Raw genomic sequence first — 15964 nt, 5'->3', positions numbered from 1 at the left:
GTTGCAGCTGAAATTGACGCGTCGCAACAAGGGGCGCACCATCGCTGCTCCATCCGGGTAGTGCACATGAACAGGCCAGATCGACCGCTCCAGGCAGTGAACCTTCCGAACGAATGGCATCCCGGCAGCTGGCGCTCGCGCCCGGCGCTGCAGATGCCCACGTATCCGGACGCGGACGCGCTGGCCGAGGTGCAGGACGAACTGCGCGCGCTGCCGCCGCTGGTCACCTCGTGGGAGATCCTCGCGCTCAAGCAGCAACTGGCCGAAGCCCAGGAGGGCAGGCGCTTCCTGCTGCAGGGCGGGGACTGCGCGGAGAACTTCGGCGAGTGTTCGTCGGACATCATCTCCAACCGGCTCAAGGTCCTGCTGCAGATGAGCCTGGTGCTGGTGCACGGCATGAAGCTGCCGGTGGTGCGCGTGGGCCGCTTCGCCGGCCAGTACGCCAAGCCGCGCTCGGCCGATACCGAAGTGCGCGACGGCATCGAACTGCCGAGCTACCGCGGCGACATCGTCAACGGGCCGGCGTTCACGGCCGAGGCGCGCATTCCCGATCCGCGGCGCATGGTCAAGGCGCACGCGCGCTCGGCGATGACGATGAACTTCGTGCGCTCGCTGATCGATGGCGGCTTCGCCGACCTGCACCATCCCGAGTACTGGGGCCTGGGCTGGGTGAAGCAGTCACCGCTGGCGGGCGAATACCAGAAGATGGTCGCCGGCATCGGTGACGCGGTGCGTTTCATGGAGACGCTCGCGGGCGCGCAGGTACACAACCTCAACCGGGTCGACTTCTACACCTCGCACGAGGCCCTGCTGCTGCCTTACGAGGAGGCGCAGACGCGCCAGGTCCCGCGGCAGTGGGGCTGGTTCAACCTCAGCACGCACTTCCCGTGGGTGGGCATGCGCACGGCGGCGCTCGACGGCGCCCACACCGAGTATTTCCGCGGCATCCGCAACCCGATCGCGGTCAAGGTCGGCCCGTCGGTGACGCCGGACCAGCTGCTGCGCCTGATCGACGTGCTCAACCCGGACGACGAACCCGGCCGGCTCGGCCTGATCCACCGCATGGGCGCGTCGCAGGTGGCCACGAAGCTGCCGGCGCTGCTCGATGCGGTCAAGCGCGACGGCCGCCGCGTGCTGTGGATCTGCGACGCGATGCACGGCAACACCGAGTCCACCAGCAACGGGTACAAGACCCGGCGCTTCGACAACATCCGCAGCGAGATCGAGCAGTCGTTCGACATCCATGCCGCCGCCGGCACCCGCCTGGGCGGCGTGCACCTGGAGCTGACCGGCGAAGACGTCACCGAGTGCATCGGCGGCGCGCGCGACCTGACCGAGGTCGACCTCGGCCGCGCCTACCGGTCGGCGGTGGATCCGCGCCTGAACTACGAACAGGCGCTGGAGACCGCGATGCTGATCGTGCGCAAGCATGCGCAGCTCAATCCGCCGGTCGTGGCCTGAGGACGCACGCGGGGCGCCGCCTGTGCGCGGTGCCGGGACGAATGCCTACAGCAGCGCCGGCTGGGTGGGGATTGCCGGCAACCTGGTCCCCGTCAGCGGCCAGGACGCGAGCGATTCATAGCGTCCGCCGGGATTGAACAGCAGTTCGAACCCGTCGACGCGCAGCGAGGCGCCGGTGCAGTCGACGCCGGCCAGCCATGGCTGCGGATCGAGACCGCGGCCAAGGTAGGCGAGGGTGACGTGCGGCTGCGTGGTGGCCTGTTGCGGACGCAGTCCGCAGCGGCGCACGGCGGCGTACGTTTCGTCGCACAGTGCCTGCAGCGCCGGGCAGGGACCCGGCAGGGCGACGACGGCGCCGGACTGGCGCCAGTATTCGATGCGCTCGATGGTGAAATCGTGCGGCGGGATGCGCGCGGCTGCGTCCGCGAAAGCGGACAGCAAGCGGGGTGTCACCGCGTCGCGCAGGCCGTAGCCGATGAAGCACAGGGTCGCGTGCCACTGCTCCGGCCGCCTGGGCTGCAGCTTCGGCGCGCCAGTGGGGCAAGCGGCGAGCAGCGTCGCGATCTGCTCCGCCAGCCGCTCCCGGCCAGCCGCATCGGGCCGCCAGCCGGGGAACAGCGCGCCGCTCACGCCGCGCGGCTGGCCCGCTTGCGGTCGCTCTCGGTCAGCATCTTCTTGCGCAGCCGGATTTCCTTCGGCGTGACTTCCACCAGTTCGTCGTCGTCGATGAAGTCCAGCGCCTGCTCCAGGGTGAACTTGATCGCCGGGCTCAGCTGGATCGCATCGTCCTTGCCGGACGCGCGCATGTTGGTCAGCGGCTTGGTCTTGATCGCGTTGACCGTCAGGTCGTTGTCCTTGGAGTGGATGCCGACCAGCTGGCCCTCGTAGACGTTGTCGCCTTCGGCCGCGAAGAGCTTGCCGCGGTCCTGCAGCGGCCCGAGCGAATAGGCCGGGGTCACGCCGGGCGCATTGGCGATCATCACGCCGTTCTGCCGCTTGGCGATCGGGCCGGTTTCCTTCGGGCCGTAATGGTCGAACACGTGGAACAGCAGGCCCGACCCCTGGGTGAGGGTGCGGAACTCGTTCTGGAAGCCGATCAGGCCGCGCGCCGGGATCTCGTAGTCCAGGCGCACGCGGCCCTTGCCGTCGGGTTCCATGTTCTTGAGCTGGCCCTTGCGCGTGCCGAGCTTCTCCATCACGCCGCCCTGGTGCACTTCCTCGACGTCCACCACCAGCTGCTCGATCGGCTCCATCAGCTGGCCGTCGATCTCCTTGATGATCACCTCGGGGCGCGAGACCGCGAGCTCGAAGCCTTCGCGGCGCATGTTCTCGATCAGCACCGACAGGTGCAGCTCGCCGCGGCCGGAGACCAGGAACTTGTCAGCGTCCTCCAGCTGCTCGACCTTCAGCGCCACGTTGTGCACGGTCTCGCGCTCGAGCCGGTCCTTGAGCTGGCGGCTGGTGAGGAACTTGCCGCCCGACAGGTCCTTGTTGCCGGCGAACGGCGAGTTGTTGACCTGGAAGGTCATCGAGATCGTCGGCTCGTCGACCGTCAGTGCCGGCAGCGCCTCGGGGGTGTCGAGCGCGGTGACGGTGTCGGAGATCGTGAGGTCCTGGATACCCGAGACGGCGACGATGTCGCCGGCCCCGGCGCTGTCCTGCTCGATGCGCTCGAGGCCCATGAAGCCGAGCACCTGCAGCACCTTGCCCTGGCGCTTCTTGCCTTCGCGGTCGATCACCGCCACCGGCATGTTCTTCTTCAGCGTGCCGCGCTGGATGCGGCCGATGCCGATCACGCCGACGAAGTTGTTGTAGTCCAGCTGGCTGATGCGCATCTGGAACGGGCCGTCGGGATCCACCGACGGCGCCGGCACGTGCTTCATGATCGCCTCGTACAGCGGGGTCATGTCGCCCTCGCGCACGCTGTCGTCGAGGCTGGCGTAGCCGTGCAGCGCCGAGGCGTACACGATCGGGAAGTCGAGCTGCTCGTTGGTCGCGCCGAGCTTGTCGAACAGGTCGAAGACCTGGTCGATCACCCAGTCCGGGCGGGCGCCGGGACGGTCGATCTTGTTGACGACGACGATCGGCTTGAAGCCCATCGCGAACGCCTTCTGGGTGACGAAGCGCGTCTGCGGCATCGGGCCGTCCATCGCGTCGACCAGGATCAGCACCGAGTCGACCATCGACAGCACGCGTTCGACCTCGCCGCCGAAGTCGGCGTGCCCGGGCGTGTCGACGATGTTGATGCGGTTGCCCTGCCAGGTGATGGCGGTGTTCTTGGCCAGGATGGTGATGCCGCGTTCCTTCTCCTGGTCGTTGCTGTCCATCACCCGCTCGGCCAGCACCGTGCGTTCGGACAGGGTGCCGGACTGCTTGAGCAGGCAGTCGACGAGGGTGGTCTTGCCGTGGTCGACGTGGGCGACGATGGCGATGTTGCGCAGGCGTTCGATGGACATGTCAGCGGGTTCGTGAATGACGCACCCGCTGCCGGGAGGGCAGGGCACGCAAGGGCGGGAGGGAAGCCCGTTATTATAGCGGGCCTACCGGCCCCTCCGGCCACCTGGAGCTGAATCTCATGAGCCTGTCCGCCATTTTCGACACCGACCGCGGGACCATCAAGGTCGACCTGTTCGCCGACAAGGCGCCGCTGACGGTCGCGAATTTCGTCAACCTGGCCCGGCGCGGCTTCTACGACGGCCTGAGCTTCCACCGGGTGATCCCGGATTTCATGATCCAGGGCGGCTGTCCGGAGGGCTCCGGCCGCGGTGGCCCCGGCTACCGCTTCGAGGACGAAACGGCCAACGGCGTGAAGCACGAGCGGGGCGTGCTGTCGATGGCCAATGCCGGTCCGAACACCAACGGCAGCCAGTTCTTCATCACCCACATCAAGACCGACTGGCTGGACGGCAAGCACACCGTGTTCGGCAAGGTCACCGAGGGCCTGGACGTGGTCGATGCCGTGAAGCAGGGCGATGCGATCAAGTCTGTGCGGATCGAAGGCGATGCCGATGCGGCGCTGGCGGCGAAGGCCGACCGGGTCGCCGAGTGGAACAGGGTCCTCGCGGCCTGAGGGCGGGGGATCCCGCGCCGGGGCGCGTCGGGGCATCCGCCGCCGGGCTGGATGCGTGTGCGGTCCCTGTCAGGTGCACTGCCGCGGCTCGTACGCGAGCGCGCGGTGCACCGGCTTCGGCCAGGAATTGTCCCATTGGAAACAGTGGCTTGCCAGCCGCGCGGGGACGATCCCGGTTCAGGCCCATGCTAGAATTCGCGGCCGCCACGCGGCGTCCAGTGTCCCGCTGGCGCCGCTCCCGCCATCCGCTCGAGATCCCCTGATGCCCGAACTCGCCCGCCGCATGGGCCGCGCCAAGCAGAGCGCGATCATGCTCGTCGCCGAACGGGCCAGGCAGCTCAAGGCGCAGGGGCGCGACATCATCAGTTTTTCGATCGGGGTGCCGAACTTCCTCCCCGGCGAGCACGTCTACGCCGCGGCGCGCGAAGCGCTGGCGGCCGACTCGGGGCAATACGGGAGCAACCGCGGCACCGATGCCCTGCTCGATGCGTTCCTGGCGCATCTGGACCGCGCGGGCCTGACCGGCTACCGCCGCGCCAACTGCGCCACCGGCATCGGCGCCAAGCACGTGCTGTTCAACCTGTGCGAGGCGCTGCTGGAAGAGGGCGACGGGTTCGCGTTCGCGACCCCTTACTGGACCACCTATGCCGATATCGGCGCGCTATTGGGCGCCGCCGTGCGGCTGCTGCCGTGCCCGCCCGGGCAGGACTACAAGCTGGTGCCCGCGCAGCTCGAGGCCGCGCTGGCCGCCAGGCCGAAAGTGTTCCTGTTCAACAACCCGTCCAACCCGACCGGCATGGTCTACACCCGCGAGGAGATCGCGGCGCTGGCGGAGGTGATCGCGCGGCATCCCGACACCTGGGTGATCACCGACGACATCTACCACCGCATGGTGTTCGACGGCGTGGGCTACCACAACTTCCTGCACGTGCGTCCGGAGCTGCGCGACCGGGTGATCTTCGTCGACTCCCTGTCCAAGACCTATGGCATGCCGGGCTGGCGGGTGGGCTTCATGGCGGGACCGGAACCGGTGGCGGCGGCGTTGACCGCGCTCAACTCCACCCACGTCACCAACGTGCCCGAGGTGGTGACCGCAGCTGCGATCGCAGCCCTGTCCGGCCCGCAGGACGTGCCGGCGGAGAAGTGCGCCGAGTTCCAGCAGCGCCGCGACCGCGTGCTCGATGCCCTGGCGCAGATTCCGGGGCTGGTCTGCCCGCGGCCGCAGGGCGCGTTCTACGCGTTCCCGGACGTGAGCATCGCCTTCGGGCGCACGCATGCGCCGACAGGCCTGCGCATCGACGACGACGTCGACCTGTGCAACGCGCTGCTCGAGGCCAAGGGACTGGCCTGCGTGCCGGGCTCGGCCTTCGGCGAGCCGCGGGCCCTGCGCATTTCCTACACCTGTCCCGCGCCGCAGCTCGAGCCGGGGCTGCAGCGCTTCCGCGAATTCTTCGCGGAACTGGCCTGACGTGGCGCGCGCGAGCCCCGTGCGCATGGCGCCGCAGACCGTTTTCTCCCCGTCGGGTAACCGCGCGACGACGCGGACCCGCCTTCCCCGTTGCAAGAGGATGTCCCGATGAAAGCTCCCGTTCGAGTCGCAGTCACCGGCGCCGCCGGCCAGATCGGTTACGCGCTGCTGTTCCGCATCGCCTCCGGCGAAATGCTGGGCAAGGACCAGCCGGTCATCCTGCAGCTGCTGGAACTGCCGATCGACAAGGCCCAGGCCGCGCTGCGCGGCGTGATGATGGAGCTGGAGGACTGCGCCTTCCCGCTGCTCGCCGGCATGGTGGGCACCGATGATCCGGAAGTCGCGTTCAAGGACGCCGACGTCGCCCTGCTGGTCGGCGCCCGCCCGCGCGGCCCGGGCATGGAGCGCAAGGACCTTCTGCTGGAAAACGCGAAGATCTTCACCGCCCAGGGGGCCGCGCTGAACAAGGTCGCCTCGCGCGACGTCAAGGTGCTGGTGGTCGGTAACCCGGCCAATACCAATGCCTACATCGCGATGAAGTCCGCGCCGGACCTGGATCCGAAGAACTTCACCGCGATGCTGCGCCTGGACCACAACCGTGCGCTGAGCCAGCTGGCGAACAAGGCCGGCGTGGCGGTCGGCGAGATCGAGAAGCTGGTGGTGTGGGGCAACCACAGCCCGACCATGTACCCCGATTACCGCTTCGCGACCGTCGACGGCGCTTCGCTCAAGGACCGGATCGACGACGCCGACTGGAACGCCAATGAGTTCATCCCCAAGGTCGGCAAGCGCGGTGCGGCGATCATCGAGGCGCGCGGCCTGTCGTCCGCCGCCTCCGCCGCCAACGCCGCGATCGACCACGTGCGCGACTGGGTGCTGGGCAGCGACGGCAAGTGGGTCACCATGGGCATCCCGTCCGACGGCAGCTACGGCATTCCCGAAGGCGTGATCTTCGGTTTCCCGGTCACCACCGCAAACGGTCGCTACACCCTCGTCCGCGACCTGCCGATCGACGACTTCAGCCAGAAGGCCATCGACAAGACCCTTGCCGAGCTCGAGGAAGAGCGCAGCGGCGTGTCGCATCTGCTGGATTGATATGGACACCGAGTGCAAGGACGCCAAGGGCCACCAGCGCCGTGTCGCGGTGCTGGTGCCCTGCTTCAACGAAGCGATGACCGTGCGGAAGGTGGTGGCGGATTTCCGGCGCGCGCTTCCTGATGCCGACGTTTACGTCTTCGACAATGGCTCCAGCGACGAGACCGCTGCGTTGGCCCTGTCTGAGGGCGCCAAGGTCCGCAACGTACGTGCGAAGGGGAAGGGGCATGTCGTCCGTCGGATGTTCGCTGATATCGAGGCCGACGTATATGTCATGGTCGACGGCGACGACACCTACAGCGCAACCATGGCTCCTTCCCTCGTGCAGGCAGTGCTGAATGGCGCGGACATGGCCGTCGGAACGCGGGTGGCCACGGCCTCGCAGGCCTATCGCGCGGGGCATGAGACAGGGAACGTGCTGTTGACGGGGTTCCTGGGCTGGATTTTTGGCAGCACATGCAAAGACATTCTCTCTGGCTACCGAGCTTTCTCCTGTCGTTTCGTCAAGAGCTTCCCAGCCCGGTCCGAAGGCTTCGAGATCGAGACTGAGCTGACCGTGCACGCGCTTGAGCTACAGATGCCCACCAGTGACATCGCCACCCTATACAAGGAGCGTCCGATTGGATCGACGAGCAAACTCAGGACGTGGAGCGATGGCCTCCGCATCCTGCGGACGATGTTGCGACTATTCAGTACGGAGCGTCCGATTTCCTTCTACGGCGCGATTAGCGTCGTGACGCTGATCATGGCGGTGGCCATGGGGCTGCCGCTGATCTTCACCTTCTTGGAAACCGGTATGGTGCCGCGTATTCCGACTGCGCTGCTCGTTACCGCACTGATCGTGATTTCGGTCTTGTCTCTTCTTATCGGCCTGGTCGTGGATGCGGTGACGAGGGCGCGGAAGGAGGCCAAAATGCTGGCATATCTACGGTTTCCTGGCCCGCCTTTGTCCTAGCGGAGGCGCTGCGGGTGGATGCGCGTCGATGTTGTTGCCAAGAGAACTGCCACATTGGCCAGCACGAACCATGGCAATGGGTGCAGGTAGCGGAATGACACGATGTGCGAAAACAACACGTGGGAGGCTACGAGTCCCAGCGATGTGAACGCCAGAAGAGCGTAAAGTTCTCGCCGCTCGTGACGCCAACCGACGAAGAGGGTAATCAAGGCGAGCGGCGCCAACAGGAACAGACATCCGGTGAGCCACCACCGGGATTTCGCGAAGTAGACGCGTGCGATTGTGTCCTTTTTGTCAATTCCTGCCACATCCCAGTCCATCCATTTCAGGATGATGTCGCGGGCGTTCGCGTCCGGTGCGACGACACCTATATCGTCCTCCATCCTCGCGTGAGCTCGTTTGTCATCGAAGTAGCCCCCGAGGGTTTCGATGTTGATCTGTAATAACGACAGCGGATGATCAAGCATCGCGCGGCGGGTGATCACCCTGGCGACCGCCTCCGGATCGGCAGCGCTTTCCTCGAGTTGGCGCCATAAGCCGTTGGGGCTCCAGATCTGGCTTCCCCTCATCCAGTGGTTATCTAGCGGAAGCTCGACCTGGTCGAGGATTTCGCCCGACACGCCCGTATCCTCAAAGTGCTTGGGTTCGATCAGCGGTGCGACGAGGCCGATCCGCATCATTCCGGTCAAGGCCAGGTAGCCGGGAGGAGATTTTGTCGCGAGGCCGTATGCGTGGGTATAGAGAAGGTGGCTGCACACCAGAACACACATCACGATCAGTCCATGACGGAGACGCGCCCACGCGCTGAGAGTCACTTCGCGTCGTGCAAACAGGAACAGGAAGGGTGCGAGCAAACCAAGCCCGACCGCCACGGGCAGCATGCTCATGCGCAAGTTGGACGCGACCAAACCAAGCAAGCAGCCGGCGACGTACCAGTGCAGCTTTCCATGTTGGATATAGCGGGCGTATGCCAAGAAGGTGGCGACGAGGGCGAGAAGGCCGGCGGTTTCCGCCATGACCATGCGCTCGAGAAACACCTGCGCCGGCTCCGTCGAGAAAATCAGTGCAGCTGCCGCGGAGAAGAGCAGCGGAACTCCAAGTCCGGCGCGAAGGAAGAGATACAGGAAGAATGCTGAAGCCGAAGACCAGAGCGATTGAAGCAGGATAATGAGCAGCGGAGATCCGAAGGGAAAGGCCGTGAAATGGAGAATTGCACCGTAGAGGTACGAGCGGCCGGGCGACCCGCTTAGCCAGGCCGCGGTCTGCAAGTAGACCATCGAATCGCCCATGTAAAGACGCAATGTGGGGTCCGCAACCAGCCAAGCCAGCTTCACCAGCAGCACGGCGCAAAGAACGCTGAGAAGCTCGCGCACGGGCGCAATGGCGATTCCTGTGGACTTGTGGGCAAGCGCGAGATCCATCTCTTTACTCCGCACGGCGGGATTCGCGATTCTAGTGCTCGACTAGGGCTGCGGCCAGTGACTGGCCTGCCCCGTGACTACGGATCGACAATGGCGAAGAAGCGTGCCTGAAGGCACTCTGGATAGTCAGCTCGTCCACAGGCAGACATGATCTGATTGATCGGCCAGGTGATAGCGGGATGGCCTGTCAGGACTGGGGCGGGCAGGGTGATGGTCCGGGGTCTCTGAAGAGGATGTCGTCGAAGTGCTACAGAAGTGGATGTTGGGCTTTCACTTGGTGATGATCACGGCGGTGGGAGCCGCGCTGGCGTTCTGGTGGCAGCCAGCGCCCCACAGCGACTGGGGTTACTACTGGTCCGCGGCCGGAACCGCGTCGGCGTATGAGCGGGGAGGTCTGTCGCTGTGGCTGCTGGCGCTGCCCAAGGCGCTGGGCTGGTCGCCGGTGGCGTGCGCGTTGGCACTCAATCTGCCTGCTGCGACGGTCGCGCTTCTGCTCGCGTGGCATTCCGATCCCACCCGCTGGCGCATTCTGGCTCACGCGACGGCGGGGTATCTGCTGCTGATCACGCCGTTTTTCGGCATCGTCCAGCTTGACCTGATCGCCGCTGCGCAGCTGGGGACCGGCGTGTGGCTGGCGGCCAGCCAGGCCAGACGCGGTTCGCAATTGCCCCGCGTTGCGCTGGCCATCGTCGCGATTGCGCTTGCCGTGTCGACGAGGCCGCAGTATGCGCTGGTGCTCTGGGTGTTCGTGCCACTGACTGCGCTCCTGCTCGCGGTTCGGGGCCGCCCCGGGGCGCGCGTACTCATCGTGCAGGGCATTCTGGTGGCGGGATCCCTGGTCGGGTTCGCGACCGACATGGCGATGCGCCAGGCCAGCGGGCGCACCGACGAGATCCGCACCAGTTCGGCGGTCACGCTGTATGCGGGCCTGCTGGTGTCGAGCGATCGCTGGAGCGAACGCTGCGGCAACTGGTCGCCGTCCGCAGCCGCTGCGGCGCGAGAGGATCTGGATCGACCGATGCTGCACGCGGTCGCGGATCGGTTGGCGGCACGACCCGCCAGTCACTGGGCGTCGGTGGTCGCGTGCAAGGTGCCGCAGATCGTCAGCCCGCCCCCGTATGCGCTGTACTGGCTGTTCGAGGCTCCGAACGTGCGCGAGCGCATCGAGCGTCGGCCGGATCGAGATCGTGCCCAGGCCGCGTACCGCACCCTGCGCCGGATTGAGAACGTCGCCTACCGGGGTCTGTGCCTGGCGATCCTGGCCGCCTGCGTGCTGGCCGCACTGCGGCTGCTCCGACGCGGCGATCGACTCGGCTGGCTGCCGTTGGCGTGGGTGAGTGGATTCTGGATGGTGCACGCGGTTTTCGAAGTACAGGGCCGCTACTTCCTCGGCCTGTACCTGCTGGCGCCGTTGTGGTGTGCGCTCGCGCTGCGCGCAGTGGCGTCGAGCGCAGAAGGGGTTCGGGACGGTCCAGGCGCGTGCCGGCCTGACGGCGCCGCGCAGAGCCCGCGCTGAGTGGCGGCCGGCGCATTGCGGATAGCGGTGATCGGCGCGTCCAACGGACGTGCAACGCGTTGATTCGCAAGACATCAGACTCGCTCCGACCAAGGTCGTAACGCGTCGGAACCTCGCCGGGCCTAGCCTTGTGGCCAGCCGCAGCGGGAGGGCCCGGCCATGCGCTACGAAGACAGGTATCGACGTTCCATCGACGCCCCGGAGGAGTTCTGGGCCGAGCAGGCGCAGGCGATCCACTGGCACCGCGCGCCGCAGCGGATCCTCGACGATTCGAATCCGCCGTTCCGCAAGTGGTTCGTAGGCGGCGAGACCAACCTGTGCTTCAACGCGGTCGACCGCCACCTCGAGGAGCGCGGCGACCAGCTGGCGCTCGTGGGCTGGTCGAGCGAAACCGGCGACGTGCGCGAACTGACCTATCGCCAGCTGCACCGCGAGGTGAACGTGTTCGCGTCGGTGCTGCAGTCGCTGGGCGTCGCGTGCGGAGAGCGGGTGGTGATCTACATGCCGCACACGCTCGATGCGGCGATCGCCATGCTCGCCTGCGCGCGCATCGGTGCGATCCACTCGGTGGTGTTCGGCGGTTTCGCCGCGCACAACCTGGCGCTGCGCATCGACGACGCGCAGCCGCATGTGCTGGTGACGGCGGACGCCGGCATCCGCGGGGGCAAGGTGATCCCGTTCCTGCCGCTGGTGGAGGAGGCGCTCTCGCGCTGCGGCCATCCGCCCGAGCAGGTGCTGGTGGTCGACCGCGGACTGGCCGGGCCGCTGTCGCTGCGCGACGGACGCGACGTTGACTATGGCGTCGCCCGGCGCGCGCACGAGGATGCGCAGGTGCCGGTCGCCTGGCTCGAGTCGAACGCGCCGAGCTACATCCTCTACACCTCCGGGACGACGGGCCGGCCCAAGGGCGTGCAGCGCGACGTCGGTGGTTACGCGGTCGCGCTGGCACTGTCGATGTGGTCGGTGTACGACATCCGGCCGGGGCAAGTGATGTTCTCGACCTCCGACATCGGCTGGGTGGTCGGGCATTCGTACAACGTCTACGGTCCACTGATCGCGGGTGCCACCTCGATCCTCTACGAAGGGCTGCCGACGTCGCCGGACGCCGGCATCTGGTGGCGCATCGTCGAGCGCTACGGCGTGCGCACGATGTTCTCCTCGCCCACGGCGCTGCGGGTGCTCAAGAAGCACGACCGCGCCTTCGTCACCGATCGCGACCTGTCCAAGTTCGAGCACCTGTTCCTCGCCGGCGAGCCGCTCGACGAACCCACCGCGCGCTGGATCTCGGACGTGCTCGGCCGCCCGGTGATCGACAACTACTGGCAGACCGAGACCGGCTGGCCCGTGCTCACGCTGCTGCCGGGCCTGGACATGAAACCCGTGCGCTTGGGCTCGCCGGGCCTGCCCAACCTCGGCTATCGCCTGCGCGTGATCAACGAGGTGACCGGCGAGGACGCGCCGGCCGGGGAAAAGGGCGTGCTGGTGATCCAGCCGCCGCTGCCGCCCGGGTGCATGACCACCGTGTGGCGCGACGACCAGCGCTTCGTCGACAGCTACTTCGGGCATTTCCGCGAACTGCTCTACAGCTCGCTGGACTGGGCCATCCGCGACGCGGACGGCTACACCTTCATCCTGGGCCGCACCGACGACGTGATCAACGTGGCCGGGCATCGACTGGGCACGCGCGAGATCGAGGAGTCGGTGTCGAGCCATCCGGACGTGGCGGAGGCCGCGGTGATCGGCGTGCACGATGCGGTGAAGGGACAGGTGCCGATCGTGTTCGCCACCCTGCGGCGCGCGCATACCGAAGCCGAGGCCGGCGAGACCGCGGCGCAGATGCAGAAGGTGGTGGTCGATCAGCTCGGCGGCGTGGCGCGGCCCGCGCGCGTGTACGTCGTGGGCGCGTTGCCCAAGACCCGGTCGGGCAAGCTGCTGCGTCGATCGCTGCAGGCGCTGGCCGAAGATCGCGACCCGGGCGACCTGTCGACGCTGGACGATCCAGGCGCGCTGGAGGAAATCCGTCGCGCCCTGCAGCGCGGTCCCGAAGCGGGAGGCTAGGAGGTCGCGGCGGCGCGGTGCGACCGGCGCCGCACGCGTTCGCGGTCAGCCCTTGCGCGGCTTGAGCGGCTGCACGCGCAGGAAGGTGTGATCGCCGATGGTGGCCACCTGGTAGGCATTGCGCCAGCTCGGCGCGGCGATGGCATGCGCCATGAAGTGGCTGGCGCCGGGCACGATTTCCTTGCGCTGGCCCAGTGGCAGCGCCCAGTTCTGTTCCGATTCGATCGCGACGCTGACCACCCGGGCCCAGGCCTGGGTGTTGTGCATGCGCGTGCGCGGCGACACGATCGTGGGGGCGAACTGCTTGCGCGCGGTCACCACCTCGCACATCGAATCGCCCCACAGCCCGCTTTCCTCGCGCCGCAACGCGACTTCGGCGACGGCCTGCTGGCCACGGACGGACTGGTCGCGGGCCTCGAGATAGAGGGTGGTACTCAGGCAGAGGGAATCTGCGGCTTCGGGCGACATCATCGATGCCAGCCACAGGATCCAGTCGAGCTTCATCGGGAACTCCTTGCTCCGTTGCGCCCGGTCCCGCGCGGCGCCTTCCGCAGCGGGAAGACGTCGACGATGGCCGGACATGGCGTGTTGGGGAGGGCAGCGGCTCTATGGCGCTTTTGCCCGGGCGCCGAAGTCCGCGGAATGCGGCTCGGGCCGGTTCCCGCCAACGGGTGGCGGCGGGAAAAGTGGGCGCACGGTACGGGTCGGAATCCCAATCGTTCCTGAACAGCGGGTGGAAGTGAATGATTCGCTTGGAGTTTTTTGCTCGGAACGCGTGTCGCTGCCGTGCAGGATCAATGCGTTAGGGCCGACAGTGCAGGCCCCGGGTCACGCGGCATCAGAGGGCAGCGGCGAGCCGGCTGGCCTGGGCGATGGCGCGCTTGGCGTCGAGTTCGGCGGCCACGTCGGCGCCGCCGACCACGTGCACGCGCCGCCCCAGCGCCTGCAGTGGCGCCAGCAGCGGCCGATGGGGCTCCTGCCCGGCGCACACCACCACATGGTCCACCGGCAGGCGCTGCGGCTGGCCGTCGATGCGCAGGTGGAAGCCCTCGTCGTCGACCGCCACGTACTCCACGCCGCCGATCATGCGCACGCCCTTGTGCTTGAGCGTGCTGCGATGGATCCAGCCGGTGGTCTTGCCCAGGCGCGCGCCCGGCTTGCCGGGACTGCGCTGCAGCAGCCACACCTGGCGCGGCGATGGCGCTACGCGCGGCGGCGCGAGCCCTCCGGCGCTCTCGAAACGCGGATCCACGCCCCATTCGCGCATCCAGGCCTCGAGATCGAGCGACGGCGAGGGCGCGTCCTGCACCATAAACTCGCCGACGTCGAAACCGATGCCGCCGGCACCCACGATCGCCACGCGCCGGCCGGGCACCACGCGCCCCTGCAGCACGTCGATGTAGGTCACCACGCGCGGATGATCGTGGCCCGCGAAGCCCACCGCGCGCGGCGTGACGCCGGTGGCGAGCACGACCTCGTCGAACGCGTCCAGCGCCTCCGGGACGACATCGGTCGACAGACGCAGATCGACTCCGGTCTCGGCGATGCGATGGTTGAAATAGCGCAGCGTCTCGTCGAACTCCTCCTTGCCCGGGATGCGCCGCGCGAGGTTGAACTGGCCGCCGATCTCCGGCGCACGATCGAACAGCACCACGCGATGACCGCGCTGCGCGGCGACCGTCGCGCAGGCCAGTCCCGCAGGTCCCGCGCCGACCACCGCGATCGCTTTCGGCGCCGAAGCGGGCGGGTAGTTGAGTTCGGTTTCCGCGCAGGCGCGCGGGTTCACCAGGCAGCTCGCGTTGCGACGCTGGAACACGTGGTCCAGGCAGGCCTGGTTGCAGGCGATGCAGGTGTTGATGGCCTGCGGCGCGCCCGCGCGCGCCTTGGCCACCCACTGCGGGTCGGCCAGCAGCGGCCGCGCCATCGACACCATGTCCGCGCCGCCGGAGGCGAGGATGCGTTCGGCCACGTCCGGCATGTTGATGCGGTTGGTCGCCACCAGCGGCAGCGACACGTGCGGCCGCAGTTTCGCGGTCACGCCGGCGAACGCGGCGCGCGGCACCGAGGTGGCGATGGTGGGCACGCGCGCCTCGTGCCAGCCGATCCCGGTGTTGAGCAGCGTCGCGCCAGCGGCCTCGATCGCGCGCGCCTGCTGCACGATCTCGTTCCAGTCCGAGCCGTCCGGCACCAGTTCCAGCATCGACAGCCGGTAGATCACGATGAAGTCCGGCCCGCACGCCTCGCGCACGCGGCGCACGATCTCGGTGGCGAAGCGCATGCGCGAAGCCACGTCGCCGCCCCAGCCGTCGCCGCGCCGGTTGGTGCGCGCGCTGAGGAACTGGTTGATCAGGTAGCCTTCCGAGCCCATCAGCTCGACGCCGTCGTAGCCGCCGTCGCGCGCGAGCTTCGCGGCGGAGGCGTACGCGTCGATCGTGCGCTCGACGCCGCGCGCCGACAGCGCCCGCGGCGTGAACGGGTTGATCGGCGCCTTGATCCGCGACGGCGCCACCGACAGCGGGTGGTAGGCGTAGCGCCCCGCATGCAGCAGCTGCAGGCAGATCTTCGCGCCGTGCGCATGCACCGCATCGGTCACCTGGCGGTGCTTGCGCGCTTCCCACGGCCAGGCCAGCCGGCTGGCGAACGGCGTCAGCCAACCCTCGAAGTTCGGCGAGAAGCCGCCGGTCACGATCAGCGCCACGCCGCCTTCGGCGCGCTCGGCGAAGTACGCCGCCAGCTTCGGGAAATCGCGCTTGCGGTCTTCCAGCCCCGTGTGCATCGAGCCCATCAGCACGCGGTTGCGCAGCGTGGTGAAGCCGAGGTCGAGCGGCGCGAACAGGTGCGGATAGGAGTTGGCAGGCGCGTGCGGGGCGGCTGTCATATCGGAATACGCATGCGTATGGAGCGCGCACGATGCCGCGAA

General features: G+C 67.7%; 12 protein-coding genes. 7 read left to right on the top strand and 5 right to left on the bottom strand.

Annotated features, from left to right (window positions below):
* Positions 1 to 66 precede the first annotated feature (66 nt).
* Complete coding sequence (locus tag QFW80_RS06200; RefSeq protein ID WP_280600577.1) at positions 67 to 1461, top strand: class II 3-deoxy-7-phosphoheptulonate synthase; 1395 nt, start codon at positions 67 to 69, stop codon at positions 1459 to 1461.
* Between the two features lie 45 nt (positions 1462 to 1506).
* On the opposite strand, the gene QFW80_RS06195 is transcribed toward QFW80_RS06200, so the two are convergent.
* Both QFW80_RS06195 and typA read right to left on the bottom strand, forming a co-directional pair.
* Positions 1507 to 2091 carry a 2'-5' RNA ligase family protein gene (locus QFW80_RS06195; RefSeq protein ID WP_280600576.1) on the bottom strand — a complete coding sequence of 195 codons (585 nt, stop codon included), beginning with the start codon at positions 2089 to 2091 and terminating at the stop codon, positions 1507 to 1509.
* Positions 2088 to 3917 carry a translational GTPase TypA gene (gene typA, locus QFW80_RS06190; RefSeq protein WP_280600574.1) on the bottom strand — a complete coding sequence of 610 codons (1830 nt, stop codon included), beginning with the start codon at positions 3915 to 3917 and terminating at the stop codon, positions 2088 to 2090. Before typA ends, QFW80_RS06195 begins: the two co-directional genes overlap by 4 nt.
* A 119-nt stretch (positions 3918 to 4036) precedes the next feature.
* On the opposite strand from typA, the gene QFW80_RS06185 reads away from it, so the two are divergent.
* The 4 genes from QFW80_RS06185 to QFW80_RS06170 all read left to right on the top strand — a co-directional run bounded on the left by QFW80_RS06185 (position 4037) and on the right by QFW80_RS06170 (position 8049).
* The gene (locus QFW80_RS06185; protein WP_280600572.1) at positions 4037 to 4531 is read left to right on the top strand and encodes a peptidylprolyl isomerase; all 495 of its coding nucleotides are present in this window, start codon (positions 4037 to 4039) and stop codon (positions 4529 to 4531) included.
* 262 nt (positions 4532 to 4793) lie between these two features.
* Positions 4794 to 5999 (top strand): pyridoxal phosphate-dependent aminotransferase, encoded by a 1206-nt coding sequence (locus QFW80_RS06180; RefSeq protein ID WP_280600571.1) that lies wholly within the window; start codon positions 4794 to 4796, stop codon positions 5997 to 5999.
* Positions 6000 to 6107: 108 nt separating this feature from the next.
* Positions 6108 to 7094 (top strand): malate dehydrogenase, encoded by a 987-nt coding sequence (locus QFW80_RS06175; protein WP_280600569.1) that lies wholly within the window; start codon positions 6108 to 6110, stop codon positions 7092 to 7094.
* Position 7095: 1 nt separating this feature from the next.
* Positions 7096 to 8049: a glycosyltransferase gene (locus tag QFW80_RS06170; RefSeq protein ID WP_280600568.1), complete on the top strand. Its 954-nt coding sequence runs from the start codon at positions 7096 to 7098 to the stop codon at positions 8047 to 8049.
* Here the strand turns inward: QFW80_RS06170 and QFW80_RS06165 are convergent.
* Positions 8046 to 9470 (bottom strand): glycosyltransferase family protein, encoded by a 1425-nt coding sequence (locus QFW80_RS06165; RefSeq protein WP_280600566.1) that lies wholly within the window; start codon positions 9468 to 9470, stop codon positions 8046 to 8048. The two genes, QFW80_RS06170 and QFW80_RS06165, sit on opposite strands and share 4 nt — an antisense overlap.
* Positions 9471 to 9729: 259 nt before the next feature.
* Between QFW80_RS06165 and QFW80_RS06160 the strand changes: the two genes are divergently transcribed.
* The gene (locus QFW80_RS06160; protein WP_280600565.1) at positions 9730 to 10986 is read left to right on the top strand and encodes a hypothetical protein; all 1257 of its coding nucleotides are present in this window, start codon (positions 9730 to 9732) and stop codon (positions 10984 to 10986) included.
* A gap of 159 nt (positions 10987 to 11145) precedes the next feature.
* Positions 11146 to 13044, top strand: coding sequence for a propionate--CoA ligase (prpE, locus tag QFW80_RS06155; protein ID WP_280600563.1), 1899 nt, complete (start codon positions 11146 to 11148; stop codon positions 13042 to 13044).
* A 45-nt stretch (positions 13045 to 13089) separates the two neighbouring features.
* Here the strand turns inward: prpE and QFW80_RS06150 are convergent, their stop codons facing one another.
* A complete protein-coding gene (locus QFW80_RS06150; protein ID WP_280600562.1) occupies positions 13090 to 13548 on the bottom strand; it encodes a cell wall hydrolase in 459 nt (152 codons plus the stop codon).
* A 334-nt stretch (positions 13549 to 13882) separates the two neighbouring features.
* Positions 13883 to 15922 (bottom strand): NADPH-dependent 2,4-dienoyl-CoA reductase, encoded by a 2040-nt coding sequence (locus QFW80_RS06145; protein WP_280600560.1) that lies wholly within the window; start codon positions 15920 to 15922, stop codon positions 13883 to 13885.
* Positions 15923 to 15964: the final 42 nt, after the last annotated feature.

The organism is Luteimonas rhizosphaericola, assembly GCF_029888045.1.
In the GTDB taxonomy this organism is placed as follows: domain Bacteria; phylum Pseudomonadota; class Gammaproteobacteria; order Xanthomonadales; family Xanthomonadaceae; genus Luteimonas; species Luteimonas rhizosphaericola.
The sequence above is the reverse complement of the archived record's forward strand: the minus strand, read 5'-3'. Positions and strand labels throughout refer to the sequence as shown.